The organism is Bradyrhizobium iriomotense, from assembly GCF_030160715.1.
GTDB classification, from domain to species: Bacteria; Pseudomonadota; Alphaproteobacteria; order Rhizobiales; family Xanthobacteraceae; genus Bradyrhizobium; species Bradyrhizobium iriomotense.
Genome location: NZ_BSOW01000002.1, coordinates 253,670 through 271,424, shown reverse-complemented (window position 1 = coordinate 271,424; position 17,755 = coordinate 253,670). Strand labels below are relative to the sequence as shown.

Annotated in this window: 13 protein-coding genes; 1 reads left to right on the top strand and 12 read right to left on the bottom strand. The window is 64.6% G+C overall.

Annotation, left to right across the window (positions count from 1 at the left end):
- Positions 1-13: 13 nt before the first annotated feature.
- The 12 genes from QQL28_RS03540 to QQL28_RS03485 form a co-directional block, all read right to left on the bottom strand.
- A complete protein-coding gene (locus QQL28_RS03540; protein ID WP_284261136.1) occupies positions 14-1,084 on the bottom strand; it encodes a branched-chain amino acid ABC transporter permease in 1,071 nt (356 codons plus the stop codon).
- Entirely contained in the window at positions 1,081-2,091 is a 1,011-nt protein-coding gene (locus QQL28_RS03535; RefSeq protein ID WP_284261133.1) for a branched-chain amino acid ABC transporter permease, read from the bottom strand. Before QQL28_RS03535 ends, QQL28_RS03540 begins: the two co-directional genes overlap by 4 nt.
- Positions 2,088-2,810 (bottom strand): branched-chain amino acid ABC transporter ATP-binding protein, encoded by a 723-nt coding sequence (locus tag QQL28_RS03530; RefSeq protein WP_284261130.1) that lies wholly within the window; start codon positions 2,808-2,810, stop codon positions 2,088-2,090. Before QQL28_RS03530 ends, QQL28_RS03535 begins: the two co-directional genes overlap by 4 nt.
- Complete coding sequence (locus QQL28_RS03525; RefSeq protein ID WP_284261127.1) at positions 2,807-3,571, bottom strand: ABC transporter ATP-binding protein; 765 nt, start codon at positions 3,569-3,571, stop codon at positions 2,807-2,809. Before QQL28_RS03525 ends, QQL28_RS03530 begins: the two co-directional genes overlap by 4 nt.
- A gap of 160 nt (positions 3,572-3,731) precedes the next feature.
- Positions 3,732-4,916, bottom strand: a complete 1,185-nt coding sequence (locus QQL28_RS03520; RefSeq protein WP_284261124.1) for a substrate-binding domain-containing protein — start codon at positions 4,914-4,916, stop codon at positions 3,732-3,734.
- A gap of 103 nt (positions 4,917-5,019) precedes the next feature.
- Positions 5,020-7,068, bottom strand: a complete 2,049-nt coding sequence (locus tag QQL28_RS03515; protein ID WP_284261121.1) for an acyl CoA:acetate/3-ketoacid CoA transferase — start codon at positions 7,066-7,068, stop codon at positions 5,020-5,022.
- 114 nt (positions 7,069-7,182) lie between these two features.
- Positions 7,183-8,493, bottom strand: a complete 1,311-nt coding sequence (locus QQL28_RS03510; protein WP_284261118.1) for an MFS transporter — start codon at positions 8,491-8,493, stop codon at positions 7,183-7,185.
- A gap of 195 nt (positions 8,494-8,688) precedes the next feature.
- Complete coding sequence (locus QQL28_RS03505) at positions 8,689-10,131, bottom strand: sigma-54 interaction domain-containing protein (protein ID WP_284261115.1); 1,443 nt, start codon at positions 10,129-10,131, stop codon at positions 8,689-8,691.
- Positions 10,132-10,303: 172 nt separating this feature from the next.
- Complete coding sequence (locus tag QQL28_RS03500; protein ID WP_284261112.1) at positions 10,304-12,040, bottom strand: putative bifunctional diguanylate cyclase/phosphodiesterase; 1,737 nt, start codon at positions 12,038-12,040, stop codon at positions 10,304-10,306.
- A gap of 221 nt (positions 12,041-12,261) precedes the next feature.
- Positions 12,262-13,224 (bottom strand): sensor histidine kinase, encoded by a 963-nt coding sequence (locus tag QQL28_RS03495; RefSeq protein WP_284261109.1) that lies wholly within the window; start codon positions 13,222-13,224, stop codon positions 12,262-12,264.
- A 369-nt stretch (positions 13,225-13,593) separates the two neighbouring features.
- Positions 13,594-14,970, bottom strand: coding sequence for a cytochrome P450 (locus QQL28_RS03490; RefSeq protein WP_284261106.1), 1,377 nt, complete (start codon positions 14,968-14,970; stop codon positions 13,594-13,596).
- A gap of 127 nt (positions 14,971-15,097) precedes the next feature.
- Positions 15,098-16,339: an LLM class flavin-dependent oxidoreductase gene (locus tag QQL28_RS03485; RefSeq protein WP_284261103.1), complete on the bottom strand. Its 1,242-nt coding sequence runs from the start codon at positions 16,337-16,339 to the stop codon at positions 15,098-15,100.
- 188 nt (positions 16,340-16,527) lie between these two features.
- On the opposite strand from QQL28_RS03485, the gene QQL28_RS03480 reads away from it, so the two are divergent.
- Positions 16,528-17,697, top strand: a complete 1,170-nt coding sequence (locus QQL28_RS03480) for a serine hydrolase domain-containing protein (protein WP_284261100.1) — start codon at positions 16,528-16,530, stop codon at positions 17,695-17,697.
- Positions 17,698-17,755: the final 58 nt, after the last annotated feature.

The window sequence follows — 17,755 nt, the reverse complement described above, 5'->3', positions numbered from 1 at the left end:
AACGCGAAAGGCGTCACGCCTTCTTGGTGCCGGCGTTGCGCAGACGGCCGACCACGCCGGTCGGAAAGAAGTAGGCGCTCGCAATGAACAGCAGCCCGAGCCACAGCAACCAGCGATCCGGGTGCAACAGGCCCGGCAGCAGCGGCAGGCCGGCCTCCGCCGCCGCCTTCGAGGCAACGCCCATCAGCGACTGAAGATAGTTTTGCGCAAGGATGAAGATGGTCGCGCCGATGATTGCGCCGTAGATCGTGCCCATGCCGCCGATCACGACCATCAGGAGAATGTCGAGCATGATCGAGAAGCTCAGCGAAGTGTCGGGCCCGGCGTAACGCAGCCACAGAGCGTTGAGAATGCCTGCGCTGGCGGCGACAAGAGCCGCGAGGCAATTGGCATAGGTAAGATGGAAGACGGTGCGGAAGCCGAGCGCCTCGGCGCGAAAGCGGTTTTCGCGGATCGCCTGGAGCACGCGGCCGAACGGCGAGTTCACCACACGCAGCAGTGCGAGGATCATCAGGGCCGACGCCGCGAAGACGAGGTAGAAAGTCAGGGTGCGGCCGTTGAACTCGAAGCCCGCAAAGCTCTTCGGGATCAGCACGGTGCCGGGCCGCAGCAATTCCGGCAATTGAAAGCTCCGCCCGTCCTCACCGCCGGTCAGCCAGGAGAGCTGCGAGGCCAGCACCTGGAAGGCGGAGGCGACTGCGAGCGTGATCATGGCAAAGAAGATCGCTGCGACCCGCAGCGAGAACAGCCCGATCGCAAGCGCGAGCAGCGCCGCGAGCGGCAGGCCGACGACGATGCCGGTTGCCACCGCGCCCCAATTCGGTCCCATCGAATAGAGCGCGATCGCGATCGCGTAACTGCCGATGCCGTAGAACATGGTGTGGGCGAACGACACCGAGCCGGTGTAGCCGAGCAAGAGGTCATAGGAGGCGACCAGCGCGGCAAAGATGCAGATCTTGGCCGCGACGTTCATCGCTTTCGCGCCCGGAAACAGATAGGGCGTTGCCGCCAGCGCCAGGATGATGACGACGAGAATGAGGGTGAGAACGCGGCTCCGCGGCGGGTCGCCCGACAGGATCATCATCGGCTGGTCACCGCATAGAGGCCGCGCGGCCGCCACATCAGAACGGCGACCATCAGCAGGATGTTGGAGACGAGGGCGAGCTTCGGCACCAGGAAGCCGCCGTAATTGGCGACCATGGCGACCAGAAGCGCGCCGATGAAGCAGCCGCCGATCGAGCCTAGTCCGCCGATGATGACGACTATGAAGATCAGCACGGTGAGGTCGTCGCTCATGGAGGCGTGGACCTGCTCGCGATAGAGCGCCCACATCACGCCGCCGAGGCCGGCGAGCGCCGATCCCGTCATGAATACGCCGAGGAACAGGCGACGGATGCGATAGCCGAGCGCCTCCACCATCTCGCGGTTCTCGACGCCGGCGCGGATCAGGAGCCCGAGCTTGCTGCGGTTGAGCACGAGCTGGATCGCGACGAACACGACGAGGCCGACCAGCATCGCAAGCAGGCGGTACTTTGCGATCGCGACGTCGCCGATGATGAACGAGCCGCGCAGCGAGGTCGGCAGCGGCAGCGGGATGATCTGCGGGCCCCACACGGCATAAAGCGTCTGCTCGGCGACGATCAGGCCGCCGGTCGTCATCAAGATCTGCTTCAGGTGCTGGCCGTAGACCGGAAGGATCAAGACGCGCTCGACGATGAGGCCGAGCGCACCGGACACCGCCATCGAGAGCAGCGCGGCCGGCGCCAGCACCGCAAGATTCATCAGAAGCGAATCCGCCTGCATCGCGGCCGCGAACGGCAGCAGGATCAGCGTCGCCACATAGGCGCCGACCGCGATGAAGGCGCCGTGGCCGAAATTGAGCACGTCCATCAGGCCGAACACCAGCGTGAGCCCTGAGGCCATGATGAAAATCATCATGCCCATGGCGAGGCTCGCGGCGGTCAGCGTCAGCCAGGAGCTGGTCGAGCCGACGAAGGGGATCATGGCGAGTGCGAGCGCGATCGGCAGCAGGATCGGCGCGATGTCGCGCTTCGGCTTCGGCAGCGGATCGGTTGCGGCAAGGTCGGTCACTGATGCGCCTCCAGGCTGAGCCCCAGCAGCCGCTCCTGCAGCGGCACGTCGGCGGCGAGCGCCGCCATCTCGCCGCGATGGACGATGGTGCCGTTGTCCATGACCAGCACGCTGTCGCCGAGCTCGCGGGCGGCAAAGAAATTCTGCTCGACCATGAGGATCGTCGCGCCCTTGCGCTTGATCTCCTTCAGGCACTCGATCAGCGCCATGACGATGGCGGGCGCCAGCCCCTTGGTCGGCTCGTCGATCAGCAAGAGCTTGCGCGGCTCGATGATGGCGCGCGTGATGGACAACATTTGTTTTTGTCCGCCCGAGAGGCTGCCGGCCCGCGAGAGCCAGAAGCGGCGCAGCGCGGGGAAGAAGCCAAAGATCCAGTCGAGCTGGGTGTCGTCGAGCGGGCCGTCGCGCGCCGCCAGCACGAGATTTTCTTTCACCGTGAGGTCAGAGAACACTGCCATGCTCTCCGGCACGTAGCCGACGCCGAGCCGGGCGATGTCTGGCGTGGCGCGGCTTTCGATCCGCTCGCCGGCGAGGCTGATCTCGCCGCTGGAGGCCTGCCACAGGCCCATGATGGTGCGCAGCGTCGTGGTCTTGCCGGCGCCGTTGCGGCCGAGCAGCATGGTGGTCTGCCCCTGCGGCACCACGAGGTCGATGCCCTGGAGGATGTGATAGCGCCCGATATGCGTATGGACGCCCGCCAGTTTCAAAAGGTCGGTCATGCGGCACTCTTCGGTGCTACGCCGAGATAGGCTTCCTGCACGATCGGCGAGGCGATCACGTCGGCAGGTGCGCCGTCAGCGACGAGCTGGCCGTTATGCAGCACGATGATGCGGTCGGCGAGCGAGCGCACCACGTCCATCTTGTGCTCGACCAGGAGGATGATCTTGCTTCTGTCCTGCTTGAGCTGAGCGATGAGATTCAACACCACGGGCACCTCGTCGATGCTCATGCCGGCGGTCGGCTCGTCGAACATGAAGACCTTCGGCTCCAGCGCGATCATCAGCGCGACCTCGAGCTTGCGCTGGTCGCCATGCGACAGCGCGGTGGCAGTGACGCCGCGGCGGCTGCCGAGCGCGACCTGATCGAGGATGCTGTCGGCGCGCGCGATCAGGTCACGCCGCACCATCCAGGGCCGCAGCATGTCGTAATGCGTGCCATCAGCCGCCTGCACCGCGAGGCGGACGTTCTCCTCCACCGTCAGGTTCGGAAACAGGTTGGTGAGCTGGAACGCGCGGCCGAGGCCCGCGCGCGTGCGCAGCGGCGCGGAATGCTGGGTGATGTCGGTGCCGTCGAACAATATGCTGCCGCTCGAGGCGCGCAGCTGGCCCGAGATCAGGTTGAAATAGGTGGTCTTGCCGGCGCCGTTCGGTCCGACGATGGCGGTAAGCTCGCCCGGGCGGAAACTGCAGCTCACATTATTGACCGCGACATGGCCGCCGAAGCGGATGGTGAGGTCGCGGGTTTCGAGGGTCAGCGTCATTGAGAGTCTGATGAGGTTAGAATGTATCCGCGGTTACACTGCGCTCCCTCCCCCGCTTGCGGGGGAGGGTAGGGGAGAGGGTGTTTCCGCAGGCGAGAACCCCTAAGAGGTGAGAGCCCTCTCCCGGCCTCTCCCGCAAGCGGGAGAGGTGCAGGCCGCGTCAGCGCTTGTTGCGGATCGGAACGTCCATGTCCTCGATCTTCAGCTCGCGCACCGGCTCGAGGATGGCCCAGGCGACGTTCGGATCGACCTTGACCTTGAAGTGATACATGCTCTGGAGCGCCTGATGGTCTTCTTTCCGGAACACCATCTTGCCCTTCGGCGTGTCGAACTCCAGGCCTTCCATCGCGGTGATCAGCTTCTCGGTGTCGGTCGACTTCGCCTTGGTGACGGCGGCGACGACGGACATCGCAGCGGCAAAACCGCCGGCGGTGAAGAAGTCCGGCGGCGCCTTGAAGCGCTTCTGGTGCTCGGCAACCAGCCAGTCGTTCACCGGGTTCTTCGGAATGTCATAGTAATAATAGGTCGCGCCTTCCATGCCGGGCAGCGCCTTGTAGGCCGCGAGCGCCGGCAGGATGTTGCCGCCGGTCGAGAGCTCGATGCCGTAGCGCTTCGGATCCATGTCCTGGAGCTTGGCCAGCGGATTGCCGGCGCCGGCCCAGATCACCCAGATCACCTTGCGGCCGGGCTTGTCCTTCAGCGCGTCGAACAGGCGCTGGCCGACCGCGGTGAAGTCGGTGGTGTTGGTCGGAGCATATTCTTCCGCAGCTAACGTCGCGCCGGTCTTGGCGAGCGCCTCCTTGAAGGCGGCGACGCCGTCGCGGCCGAAGGCGTAATCCTGCGCCAGGGTCGCAACGGTGACGCCTTGCTTGCCGATCGCGACGGCGTTGGAGATCGCGTCCTGCGAGGAGTTGCGCGCGGTGCGGAAGATGTAGCGGTTCCACTTCTCGCCGGTAATCTGATCCGCAACCGCAGGCTCGACGATCAAGATCTTCTTGTTCTCTTCGGCAACGGGCAGGATCGCGAGCGCCGCGGCCGACGACGTCGTGCCGATCGCGATATCGACCTTGTCGTCCTGATAGGCTTCGGCGAGCGCGGCTTTCGCGAGATCCGGCTTGCCCTGGTCGTCCTTGGTGATGATGACGATCTTGCGACCGTCGAGCGTCATGGTGCCCTTGGTGGCGTATTCAAAACCCATTTGCAGGCCGGTCTCGGTCTGCTTGGCATAGGCCTCCAGCGGGCCGGTCTTGCCGTAGATCAGCGCGATCTTGAGATCATCCGCGCGCGCGGTAGTGGCGGCGGCGAGGCCGAGAATGGTTGTTGTTATGATGACTGATAAACGCAAGATGATCCCTCCTGATTCATTTTGTTGGGCAACAGCGATTTGCACAGCGCAGCGAACATTGCAATTCGACCTTCCGCCTGAGGCCGCGCATGCAAGGTCTGCATCATTTTTCAGCCTGTCGCGTGCGACGTGCGCCGTCATCGAGCGCGTCGGCCCCTTCGACCTGCCGCCAATCCGACTGCGCCTCGGCGGCGCTTTCGAAAATGTGCGGCGCTACGCCGCGCTTCTCCAGGGCTTCGCCGAGCTTGATGCGCAGGAACCCTGATGTCGTGTAGCGCGACACGCCGGAATAGAAGCGGTCGACGAGGCTGCGGACCATGGCCGAATAATCGTCCATCAGCTCGGGCAGGATCGAGAAGTTGTCGTAGTTGACGATGGCATAGACACGTTGTCCGTGCGGGGCGAGCCTGGCCTCGACGATGCGCGCAATCGCGTCGATATCGGCCTTGCTGCGCAGCGGATAGCGTTCCAGATTGACGAAGAACAGGTTCTGCTGCTCGTCCAGCGTGAAGCGCTGGTCGAGCGGGATGGTCAGAAGCCGTTCGCGCAGCTCCATCAGATCGTCGCGGAAGATGCGCGCATCCATCAGCGCGGGATCGCGCGGGATCAGCGGCTTGAAATCCATCAGGCGCAGGATGTCGCGCTCGATGTCGATGCCGGGCGCGACCTCGACGAGCTCGAGACCGTCGGGGCGCAGCACGAAGACGCAGCGCTCGGTGACATAGAGCACGCGCTGCCCGCGCGCCGCCGAGACGGCGCCGCTGAAGGTGACGTGCTCGACGTGGTCGACGAACTTGCGCGACTTCGCGTCCGTGACGATCGACAGCTTGCCGTCATTGACCGCAATGGTCTGCTTGCCCGCGCCGAAGGTGCCGACGAACACGACCTCCTTGGCGTTCTGGCTGATATTGATGAAGCCGCCGGCACCCGCAAGCTTCGGCCCGAACTTGCTGACGTTGAGGTTGCCGGCGCGGTCGACCTGCGCAAGCCCGAGGAAGGCCGCATCGAGCCCGCCGCCGTCGTAGAAATCGAACTGATAAGGCTGGTCGATCACCGCCTGCGTGTTGATCGCCGCGCCAAAGTCGATGCCGCTGGCGGGGATGCCGCCGATCACGCCGGGCTCCGCCGTCAACGTGATGAGGTCGATGATGCGCTCCTCATTGGCGACCGAGGCGATGCCCTCGGGCATGCCGATGCCGAGATTGACGACGCTGTTGGCCTTCAATTCGAAGGCGGCGCGGCGGGCGATGATCTTGCGCTCGCTCATCGCCATGGTGGGGAGCGAGGCTGCACGCACCCGGATCTCGCTCGAGAAGGCCGGGTTATATTGCGTGCCAAACGTCTGCCAGTGGTGCTCAGGCCTCGCCACCACGACGCAGTCGACGAGGATGCCGGGGATCTTGACCTGGCGCGGATTGAGGCTGCCGCTCTCGGCGACCCGCTCGACCTGGGCGATGACGATGCCGCCGGAATTATGCGCGGCCATGGCAATGGCGAGCGCTTCCAGCGTCAGCGCCTCCTTCTCCATGGTGAGGTTGCCGTCGGGATCGCCCGTGGTGGCGCGGATGATCCCGACATGGATCGGAAACGTCCTGTAGAGCAGGCACTCCTCGCCGCCGATCGTGATCAGCTCCACCATGTCCTCGGTGGTGCGCGCGTTGAGCTTGCCGCCGCCATGGCGCGGATCGACGAAGGTGCCCATGCCGACGCGGGTGATGTGGCCGGGCCGGTGCGCCGCGATGTCGCGGAACAGATGCGTGATCACGCCCTGCGGCAGGTTATAGGCCTCGATCTGGTTGGCGATCGCGAGCTGCTGCAATTTGGGCGCAAGCCCCCAATGCCCGCCGATCACGCGCCGGACCAGGCCCTCATGCGCGAAATGGTTGAGGCCGCGATGCTTACCGTCGCCCTGGCCCGCCGCATAGACCAGCGTCAGATTGTGCGGCTTGCCTTGCGTGTAGGGCGCATCGCCCTCGTTGGAGAGATAGAGCTCCTCGAGCGCAATCGCGATCTCCTCGGCAAAGCCGATGCCGACGAAGCCGCCGGTGGCGACCGTGTCGCCGTCGCGGATCAGCATGACGGCCTCCGCCGCCGTGACGATCTTGCCCTTCTCGGAATTGCGCAGGTAAGGCAAAGCTGGGTGCTGGCTCACGGCGTTCCTCCCGATCCCTGGACCGCATGCCGTTGTTGCTTGGTGTCGATCTTATCGCGAGGAGCGGCCCTGGAACAGGCCGCTTCTCGCGGCGCGAGACGTGACCCTCGCCGGTCAGGCCTGAACTATCTTGCGTGTTTCGGTGGCGAAGTAGACCGACACGATGGTGATGATCGCGAGCACGATCATGTAGAGCGAGATCGGCCAGGTCGCCGGCGCATAGGCCGTCATCAGGCCGGTCGCGATCAGCGGCGACAGCGCGCCGGCGAAGATCGAGGCGAGGTTGTAGCCGAGCGACACGCCGCTGTAGCGTACCTTGGTGCCGAACAGCTCGGACAGGAAGCTCGCCTGCGGGCCGTACATCGCGGCGTGGCCGACGGCGAGGCCCAGCGCAATCGCGATCCAGGCGAGGTGCGGGTTCTTGGTCGACAGCAGCATGAACAGTGGGAACGACATCAGCGCGGAAAAGACCGCGCCGAAGATGTAGATCGGCCGCCGCCCGACGCGGTCCGAGAGCGCGCCGAACGCAGGGATCGTGAAGGTCTCGATCGCGGCCGCGATCAACACGCCGTTCAGCATGTCCTGCTTGTTCATGCCGAGCGATTGCGTCGCAAAGGCGAGCACGAAGGTGGCATAGATGTAGAAGAAGCCGTTCTCCGCAAAGCGCGCGCCCATCGCGAGCAGGATGTTTTTCGGATACATCCGGATCGCTTCGACGATCGGCATCTGCACTTCCTGCTTGCTGTCCTTGACCTTCTGGAACTCCGGCGATTCCGCGATGGTGAAGCGGATCCACAGCCCGACCAGCACCAGCGCGATCGAGAACAGGAACGGGATGCGCCAGCCCCAGGCATAGAGCTGCGCGTCGGTCAGCAGCGACGACACCACCGAGAACACCAGCGTGCCGAGCACGAGGCCGAGCGGCGCCCCGAGTTGCGGCCAGCTGCCGTAAAAGCCTTTCTTGTCCTCGGGCGCATGTTCGACTGCCATCAGTACCGCGCCGCCCCATTCGCCGCCCAGGCCAAAACCCTGGATCAGGCGGCAGGTGACCAGCAGGATCGCGGCCCAGATGCCGGCGGTCTCATAGGTCGGCAGGAAGCCGATCGCCGCGGTCGCGGCGCCCATGATCAGCAGCGTCAGATAGAGCATGGTCTTGCGGCCGATCTTGTCGCCGTAGTGGCCGAACACGACGCCGCCGAGCGGCCGCGCGATGAAGCCGAGCGCGTAGGTCGCAAACGCCAGCAGCGTGCCGACCATGGGGTCGAAGGTCGGAAAGAACAGCTTGTTGAAGATCAGCGCGGCGGCAGTGCCGTAGAGGAAGAAGTCGTACCACTCGATCGCGGTGCCGATCAGGCTCGCGGTGGCGACGGTGACGTGCGAGGGTTGTCGTGCTTGAAGCTGATTGACGGTGATCGCTCCACTCATCTGGCGTCCTCCCTGGTTGCGAATGCGCATGTGCAGCACGCGTCATTGTGCAGAGCGAAAAGCAAGCTCCGCGCCAGATGCGGCGGAGATGAGCAAAGTGGCTGAAAACCCGGCAGTTCGCGCATTCGCGCCAGGAAGGTCGCGTGGCGAGTCGTGTCCGGAGTCTGAGACTCCGGACAATCTCCGTCTCGAAACTCAGACGGAGGCCGGTCCCGAGGCGAGGCCGAATTTGGCGAGCTTCTTGTAGAAGGTCGCCCGCGAGATCTGGAGCAGTTTGGCGGCTTCCGAGATCTGGCCGTTGCTGGCGGCGAGCGCCTGCTCGAGCGTGTGCTTCTCGAACTCGGCTTCGGCTTCGGCATAGGGAACGACGGTGCCGCCAGTCCGGACCTGCGCTACGGGCCTGGTGTCGGCGCCGACGGGCAGAATGCGGGCAAAATCCTCGCCGGTCAGCCGCCCTGAATCGCTCAGGATCAGCGCGCGCTCCAGGATATTGCGGAGCTCACGGACGTTGCCGGGCCAGTCGTAGCGGGCAAGGGCGGCGAGCGCGCTCGGCGTGATCCTGGCGTTGACGTAGTCGCCGGTGGCGCTGATGTCCTCGAGCAGCCGCGCGCAGATATCGGGCAGATCGTCGAGACAGTCGCGCAAAGGGGGCAGGCCGATCGAAAGCACGTTGAGCCGGTAATAGAGATCGGCACGGAAAGCGCCCTCGCTGACGCGCTTGTGCAGATCGACATTGGTCGCGGCCACCACGCGCACGTCGATCTTGGTGACCTTGTCGGAGCCGAGCGGCTCGATCTCGCGCTCCTGCAACACGCGGAGCAGCTTGGCCTGGAGCTGGAGCGGCATCTCGCCGATCTCGTCGAGGAACAGCGTGCCGCCATCGGCGATGCGGAATTTTCCCTCACGGCCCTTGCGGTCGGCCCCGGTATAGGCGCCCGGCGCCGTGCCGAAGAATTCCGACTCGATCAGCGTGTCGGGAATGGCCGCGACGTTGACGCTGACGAACGGTTTTTCGACGCGGGAGGAGGCGTTGTGAATGGCCTGCGCCAGCATCTCCTTGCCCGTTCCGGTCTCGCCGGTCAGCAGCACGGTGACGTTCTGCCGCGCGGCGCGCGCGGCCAGCTCCTTGGCCTGCGCGATGCCAGGCGTCGCGCCGACGTAGTCGGCAAAAGTGAAGCGTGCGCCACGGGCGTGCGACAATTGTCGCCGCGCCAGCCGCAGGTCGCTCTCGAGCTGGGCGACGCGTGTGAGCAGCGGCTTCAGGCCTTCGAGGCGGTCATAGAGCACGAAGCCGATGGCGCCGATGATATTGCCGCGCTCGTCCTCGATCGGCATGCGGGTGACGACGAGCTGCTGGCCGCCGAGCTCCATGATGTCGAGGATGATCGGTTCCCCGGTCTCCACGACCCGCCGCATCAGGCTGTTGGGAATGATCTCCTCGATGGGACGGCCGAGCGCCTCGGACTCATGCGAAAGGCCGATCGCGGTGACGTATTTCTCGTTGACATAGACCACGCGCCCGCTGCGATCGATCGCAATGGCGCCCTCGCACAGATGCTCCAGCCGCTCGAACAACGTCTCCATGGCGCGGGCGCGAATATAGGCGGAATCGCTGACGACGGAGGAGGGAGCGGACATGGCGTACCTCGGTGGCTGCCAAGCGAGGCAAGCCCGGACGTTCGCCTGCTTCTTAGCAAAAGGCCAGTAATTTCAAAGGGAGAAAACGGGGTGCGTAGCTCGACCTGTCCCCAGTCCGTCGTCCTGGCTTTCGCCAGGACGACATGGAGGTTGTTGCTCAGCCCTCCCAGCCCTACCGCCGATACCCGCCCGCGCGTGAATAGCCCTGTCGGTTTTGCTGCGCCGGGCGGCTTGCGATGCTGACGCGCGCTTCGCTGACCGCGGGCGTCGCGAGCTTCAGCTCCTCCAGGAAGATCGGCCGGGCGAAATAATAGCCCTGCGCATAGCGGATCTTGGTCGCGGCCTGGAGGTACGCCAGCTCCTCATAGGATTCGAGGCCTTCGGCGATCACCGTCATGCCGAGCGCTTCGCTCAAGGATTCGATCGCGCGCAAGATGCCCTGGCTGCGCGGGCGCTTATGGATGTCGGTGATGAAGGAGCGGTCGATCTTGATCTCGTCGGCGGTGATGTCGGCGAGTGCCGAGAGCGAGGAAAAGCCGATGCCGAAATCGTCGATGGAAATGCCGACGCCGAGCTTACGGAACATCGGCAGAATCTCGGACTGGAAATGATTGGTGGCGACGAAGGCGTCCTCGGTCACCTCGATCATGAAGCGGTTCGGAAAGCCGGTCTCTTCCAGCGCCTTCGCGAACGAGCGCATGAATTCAGCGTTTCCCGCCTGCTTGGCCGCGACGTTGATGCTGATGCTCGCTTCGGCGCCAAAGGTGTCGTTGATGAGGTCGATCGACCGCACGATCTCGGCCAGCACGAGATGGGTGAGCTCGTCGATCAGCCCGAGTTCGACCGCGAGGTTGATGAACGAGCCCGGCGCCTGGATCACGCCCTCATCGTCGCGCAGGCGCACCAAGGCCTCGATGCCCTTTACGGCCTGGGTCCTGATGTCGACCTTGGACTGGAAAGCGCAGCAGAAGCGCTTCTCGAGGATGGCGAGCCGCAGCGACTGCTCGATCTTCATGCGCGCGAGCGCCTCGCGCTCCATGCCGGAGTCGAAGAACGCAGCGGAGCCCTTGCCGTTGTTCTTGCTGCGGTACATCGCGATGTCGGCATTCTGGCGCAGCACCTCGAAGGAGCGGCCGTGATCGGGATAGAGGCTGACGCCGACCGAGGTCGAGGCGAAGATCTCGGAGGAGTCGATGAAGAAGGGCGCGGTGAGGCGCTTCAGCGTCGCCTGGATGAATTCGGCGACCTCCTCTTCGCTCTTGATCGGCGAGAGCAGCAGCAGGAATTCGTCGCCCGAGATCCGCGACAGCATGTCGGTCTCGCGCAGGTCGCGGCCGAGCCGCTTCGACAGCTCGACCAGCAGCGCATCGCCGACCGAATGGCCGTAATAGTCGTTGATGTGCTTGAAATTGTCGATGTCGAGAAAAGCGAGTGCAAAACGCTCGTCGCTGCGATCGCGCGCCAAAATGCCCTTGACGCAATGCTCGATCACGCGCCGGGAGGGCAGGCCGGTGAGCTCGTCGAAATAGGCCGAGCGAAACAGCTGGTCCTCGAAATTCTTCTGCTCGGTGATGTCGGAGGAGGCGGAGATGAGGAGATCGCGCCCCTCAAGCCGGACCGGTCGATGGGTGGTGAGCAGCACCTGGCGCGCGGTACCGTCATGGACGGATTCCTCGGCCACCACCGGCTGGCCGGCCTGCATCGCCTGCTGGCAGGCTTCCCGTCGCTGGGTCAGGTCCGGCGTCGGCCGGCTGCCATCCATGCCGAGATGGCGGGCGGCGGCATCGTTAACCAGAATGAGATCGCCGTGCGCGTCCTGCACGGTCACGCTGGCAGGCAGCATTCTAACGATTTCCTTGAGAAATCCGAGCTCGGCATCAGTCGCGCCGGAGTATTTGCTGTGGTTCATAGAATTCATGAATCTTGTTGTTCAGGCGCGGCTTTGTAATGGAGCGATCTTGCAGAAGTGCCTCTTAGTTTTGGTTAAGGGATACGCAGAAATACGGTTGTGGTTCGCAACAACTTGTTGCGCCGGCACGCGCGGCGCCGATCGTCATTAACAGAGCGTCAACGGCAGGTGCGAAACTGCGAGGGATGTGCGCGGACTGCGTTCGCTTTGCCGCCAGACTGTCAGGATTTGGGAATCCGGCATTGCATGATGCAATGAACGCCGCTCTTCAGGTAGGAGATCTCGGTCTTGCCATCGAAGGCGATGAGCGCCGATTTCAACAATTTGGTGCCGAAGCCCGGTGCCGAAACCTTGTCGACGCTGGGTCCCTCGGTCTCGTCCCAGGTGACGGTGAGACGGTCGTCGGAGACGGTCCACGACACCTGCAACAGGCCGCGCGGGGCGGAGAAGGCGCCGTATTTGCTCGCATTGGTGGCGAGCTCGTGAAACATCAGTGACAGCGTGACCGCGAGCTTGGCCGGCAGGAACAGCCGCTCGCCGTTCAGCGTGAAGCGGACATGGCCGTAAGGGCCGAGCTCGGAGATCAGGAGGTCGCGGATGTCGCAGCCGGAGTTGTCGACGCGCGCGATCAGGTCGTCGGTTGCCGCCAGCGAGCGCAGCCGCGGATCGATACGGGCCCAGACCTGCGGCTGATCATGCAGCACCTGATGCAGCACCGCATGCACGGTGGAGAGCTTGTTCTTGAGCCGGTGCTGCAATTCGTCGACCAGGAGCTTGCGATACTCCTCTTCCTCGATCAGGCGCTTGGAGATGCGCCGCTGCTCGATCAGCAGTGAGCGATAATGCTCGACGCCCCAGATCGTGAGCGCGCTGACGGCCCAGTACAGTACCAGCAGAACGAAGCGCGCGCGGTCGGCATGGACGTCGCCGAAATTCAGGCTGACGCCGAGCACGCCGCCGATCAGCGCCGTGACGACGCCGATGCGCAAACCGCCGAACGCGGCGGCAAAGAACACGGCCGGAAAATACGGCGTGAAGAAGATGTCCGGCCGCACCTGGGCGAGGCCCCAGCGCACCAGCGTCGCGAGCATGAGACAGATCGTCGCGAAGCCGACGCTGAGCGCCAGCGAAGGCGGCGAGATGCCAAGCCAGCCTTTCCGGAATTCGTCGACCAGTTTCATCATCTGCCGTTCAACCGCAAAGCAAGCTCGGAAGGCGGGCTGCAAATGAAGGCGATGCACAGGCCGCCTGCGCAAGCATAGCTTGCCTCGGCATTGGCGGGCGGGAATATTGGCCGTTGGAACGACGGCGCCGCGCGGTGCCGGTCAATCGGCCTTAAATCATTCGAAAACAGGAGCATCCCATGGGCAGTCTTCGTTGCCGAAGGCGCCAAAATTGTGATCGTGGGACGGCGTATACCGGAAGGCGAGGTGGATAAGGGCTTCCGCATTCTCCGTCATTGCGAGGAGCGAAGCGACGAAGCAATCCAGACTGTCTCCGCGGCAAGAGCCTGGATAGCTTCGCTTCGCTCGCAATGACTGGATGTGGCGATCTCACACCGCCTTCACCACCACGCGCAGTCCGTCGCGCGGCTTCGGGATCGGCCACATCTGCCAGTTGGGCTTGTAGCCGGGCTCCAGCGACACTTCGAGATTCTGCACGAAGTGCCGCGCAAAGCATTTCGCCTGCATGTAGGCGAAGTGCAGGCCGAGGCACATATGCGCGCCGCCGCCGAAGGGTATCCAGGCGAAGCGGTGGCGGTTGCGCTGCGCCTCCTCGGTGAAGCGCAGGGGATCGAAATGATCCGGCTCCGGCCAGATATCCTTCATGTGATGGGTGTAGAGCGGATTGACGCCGACCGCCGTGCCGGCCGGAATCGTAAAGCCCTTGAACGTGAAGTCGCGCATCGCGCGGCGCGGCATCGACGGCACCGGCGGCCTGATCCGCAGCGCCTCCTTGAACGCCATCTCGGACAGCGGCATCTTTTCGAGATGGTCAAAGCTCGTCGGCGCGTCGGCCGACAGCTTGAGCGCCGTAACCTCGTCGCGCAGCCTGCTCTGCCAGTCCGGATGAGCCGCGAGTTCGCCGATGAAGGACGTCAGCGACGAGGTCAGCGTGTCATGCGCGGCCATCATCAGGAAGCTCATGTGGTCGATGATGTCCTGCTCGGAGAGCAGCGCGCCGTCCTCATGGGTGGCGTGGCAGAGCTGCGAGAACAGATCCTCGCCGCCTGCTTTCGCGCGGCGCAGCGGAATCTGCTCCCTGAAATAGGCGACGATGCGCTTGCGCCCATTGACGCCGCGCGCCATCTGCGTGCCCGGCAGGGGACGGCGGATCGGGGCCACGGAGGCAGCCACCATGTCAGCGAAGGCACGGTTGATCTCGTCGACCTCCGGTCCGATATCGGCGCCAAGGAAGGAGGTTGCGGCGAGATCGAGTGTGAGCTGCTTCATCGCAGGGTAAAGCTGCATGACCCCAGGCTTCGCCTTCCACTGCGCGACCCGCGCCGCGATGCCCTTGTCGAGATCGGCGAGATAGCACTTCATCGGCCCGGACTTGAACGCGACCGACAGCGCCTTGCGGTGCAGGCGGTGCTCGTCGAAATCGAGCAGCATCAGGCCGCGCGGAAACAACAGGCCGAGCACCTTGTTCCAGCCATGGGTCGAGGAGAACAGCTTCTGCTGGTCAAACAGCACGAGCTCGTTCGCCTCCGGCCCGAGCAGCACCACGTTGGTCTCGCCAAAAAAGTGAGTGCGATAGACCGGGCCGTATTTTGCGCCGCTCGCCTCGATGTGGCCCTTGGGATCGGCCAGCACCTGGAACGTCTTGCCGATGATTGGCCAGCCCTCGTCGCCCGGAATATGCTTGAGCTCGTTGCGCCTGGGCGGGGTCCAGCTGATCGCAGGCGGGGCCACACTCTGCATCGACATGAGGATTGCTCCGGTTGGCTGACCGAACAGACTCGCGTCGCAGCCCGGCTTACGCCACGCCGCCTCGGGTAGCATAGCACAGGCGGACGGAATTGGTGTGACGGCGCAAATGCCCGCGATGCGGGCCTTACGCCTGCCGCTTCGCTGCCTCCTTCTGCAAATCCGGCGCGTTGACGGCGGGTATCGCGACGCGGCCGGGGCCGGTCTGCTTCAAGGCCTCGGCGGCCTTCTCGTTCTCCATGATCTTGGCCATCACCGCCTGTCCCGCGCGCTCGAAGATCGCGCGGTTCTCGGTCACGAATTTTTGCGACCGGCGAAGCCCGTCGATATAGCCGTTGATCTCGGGCACCACATAGCGCGCGACCATGTCCCAGCTCCGGCGCGTGGCTTCCGGATTGGCCCAGTCGTGCACGAAGCCGATGACGGCGCCGACGCCGCCCGAGACCTCCATCACGTTCTTGATGGTCTTGACGAGATCATCGGGCGTGCCGATGGTCGAGGCCGCGCCGTCGACGAAGGCGGTCTTGTCCACGGCCTCGTCGGGCGAGGCGAACGCGGTCAGGCCCGGCCGTTGCAGCGTGCCGACATTATATTCGTTGTGCCAGCGCATCAGCCCGGCGCCGGCCTCGCGGCGCGCCTGCTCGCGGGTCTCGGCGATGTGCCAGGTGAGCAGCACGCGCCAGTCGGCGCGGCTGACCCTGGTGCCGTGCTTTTTCGCGGCGTCCTCGGCGAATTCCCATTGCTGGCGCAGCGACATCAGGCCCTGCGTCGTCATCGAGCCCAGCGAGATGATGCCGATGCCGTATTTGCCGGCGAGGGTCATGCCGGATGGCGAGATCTGCGAGGCCACCACGAACGGCATCTCCTCCTGGAGCGGCAGGAGCTGGAGCGCGGCGTCGTTCATGGTGAACCAGTCGCTCCTGGCGGTGACGCGCTCGCCGTTGAACAGACGGCGGATGATGGCGATCGCCTCGTCCTGGCGGTCGCGCTGCGTCATCGGATCGATGCCGAGCGTATGCGCGTCGGATGCGAGCGCGCCTGGGCCGGAGCCGAAGATCGCGCGCCCGCCGGTCATGTGGTCGAGCTGCACCATCCGCTGCGCGACGTTGAAGGGATGGTGATAGGGCAGCGAGACGACGCCGGTGCCGAGCTTGATGCGCTTGGTGCGCTCGCCGGCCGCCGCCAGGAACATCTCCGGCGAGGCGATCATCTCCCAGCCGGAGGAATGATGCTCGCCGCACCAGAACTCGTCATAGCCGAGCGCATCGAGCTGCTCGACGAGGTCGAGGTCGCGCCGGAACTGGAGCATCGGATGCTCCCCGATCGGGTGATGCGGGGCAAGAAAGGCTCCGAATTTCAGGCGCGCCATGGGTGTTTCCTTTGATTTATGTCGTTGTGTCGCGACGCATTGTTAGGCCAGCGGGAAAGTGCTTTCAATGTGCGCCGGCCAAAGACCCGCAATGCGCGGGACGCGGGATGCAACCGCTGTCCGCGCTGTGGAATTTGTGCCGTTTGCCGTCGCGATCGATGCATCCAGGCATGAATCGGGAGTCGCGCATGCGGAAAGATGGAGTGACGCCGGAACGGCCGGCGCGTCTTGCGTTGACGCGCCGCGGTGTGCTCGCGGGCGCCATTGCCGTCGTTGCCAGCCGCGGCCAGGGCGCCGAGTCCGGAGCGCTGTCCGACATCGTAGCCGCGTTCGATCGCGAACGCGAACGGCGTAACGTGCCCTCGATCAGCGTTGCACTGATTGAGGAGGGCCGCGTCAGCCTGTGCCAGCGCGGTCTGCGCAGCGTCTCGCGCAGCGATGCGGTCGGGCCGGAGACGCGCTACCAGGCGGCCTCGATCTCCAAGACAGTCGCGGCGATCACGGCGATCGCGCTTTCGGCGCGCGGCCATGTTGCGCTCGATGCCGATGTTGGAACCTATCTCAAGCGGTGGCGACTGCCGCAGATACCTGCAATGACGTCGAATCCCGTGACGCTGCGGCGCCTGTTCGGCATGACCTCAGGCTGCAACGTTCCGGGTTATCTTGGCTATCCGGTCGATGCGCTGCTGCCCAATGCCGTGCAAATTCTCGCCGGCGTGCCGCCAGCGAATTCGCCGCCGGTGCGGATCGTAACGTCGCCCGGCACAGTCGAGGCCTATTCGGGCGGCGGCTGCCAGGTCGCGCAGGTCGCTATGGAGGATGCCACGGGACGGCCGTTTGCGGAGCTCGTCAGCGCGTATGTGTTGCGTCCACTCGCAATGGATCGCTCCGGCTTCTTCCAGCCGCCGGGTCACGCGCAGCGGGCATCGTTTGCTCTCGCTCATGATGACGGAGGGCGCGAAATCGCGGGCGGCTGGCATGTCTATCCGGAATATGCCGCCGCAGGCCTCTGGTCGAAGCCGTCCGATCTCGCCAGGATCGTGCTCGCGATGATCGCCGCGCACAGAGGTGATGCGCAGACCGTGTTCGGCGGAAGCGGTGTGACGGCGATGCTCACCTCCGTCGACGATCTCGGCTATGGCATTGGCGTCGCGCTCGCGGGCGAGGGCAACGGTCGCATTGCGATGAAGCGGGGCAACAATCTCGGCTTTCGCAGCGGCTTTGTGGCATGTCCGGGAACGGGGCAGGGCGCGGTGGTCATGACCAACGGCAATGACGGCGAGCCGGTCGTGGACGCGCTGCTGGATGCGCTGGCCGAGCACTATCGCTGGCCGGCTCGCGCACCTTGGCCGGAGTGATTGACGGCATTGGCCGTGTGCGGACGGAGATGCCGCTCAGCAATCAGGCCACCGCGTT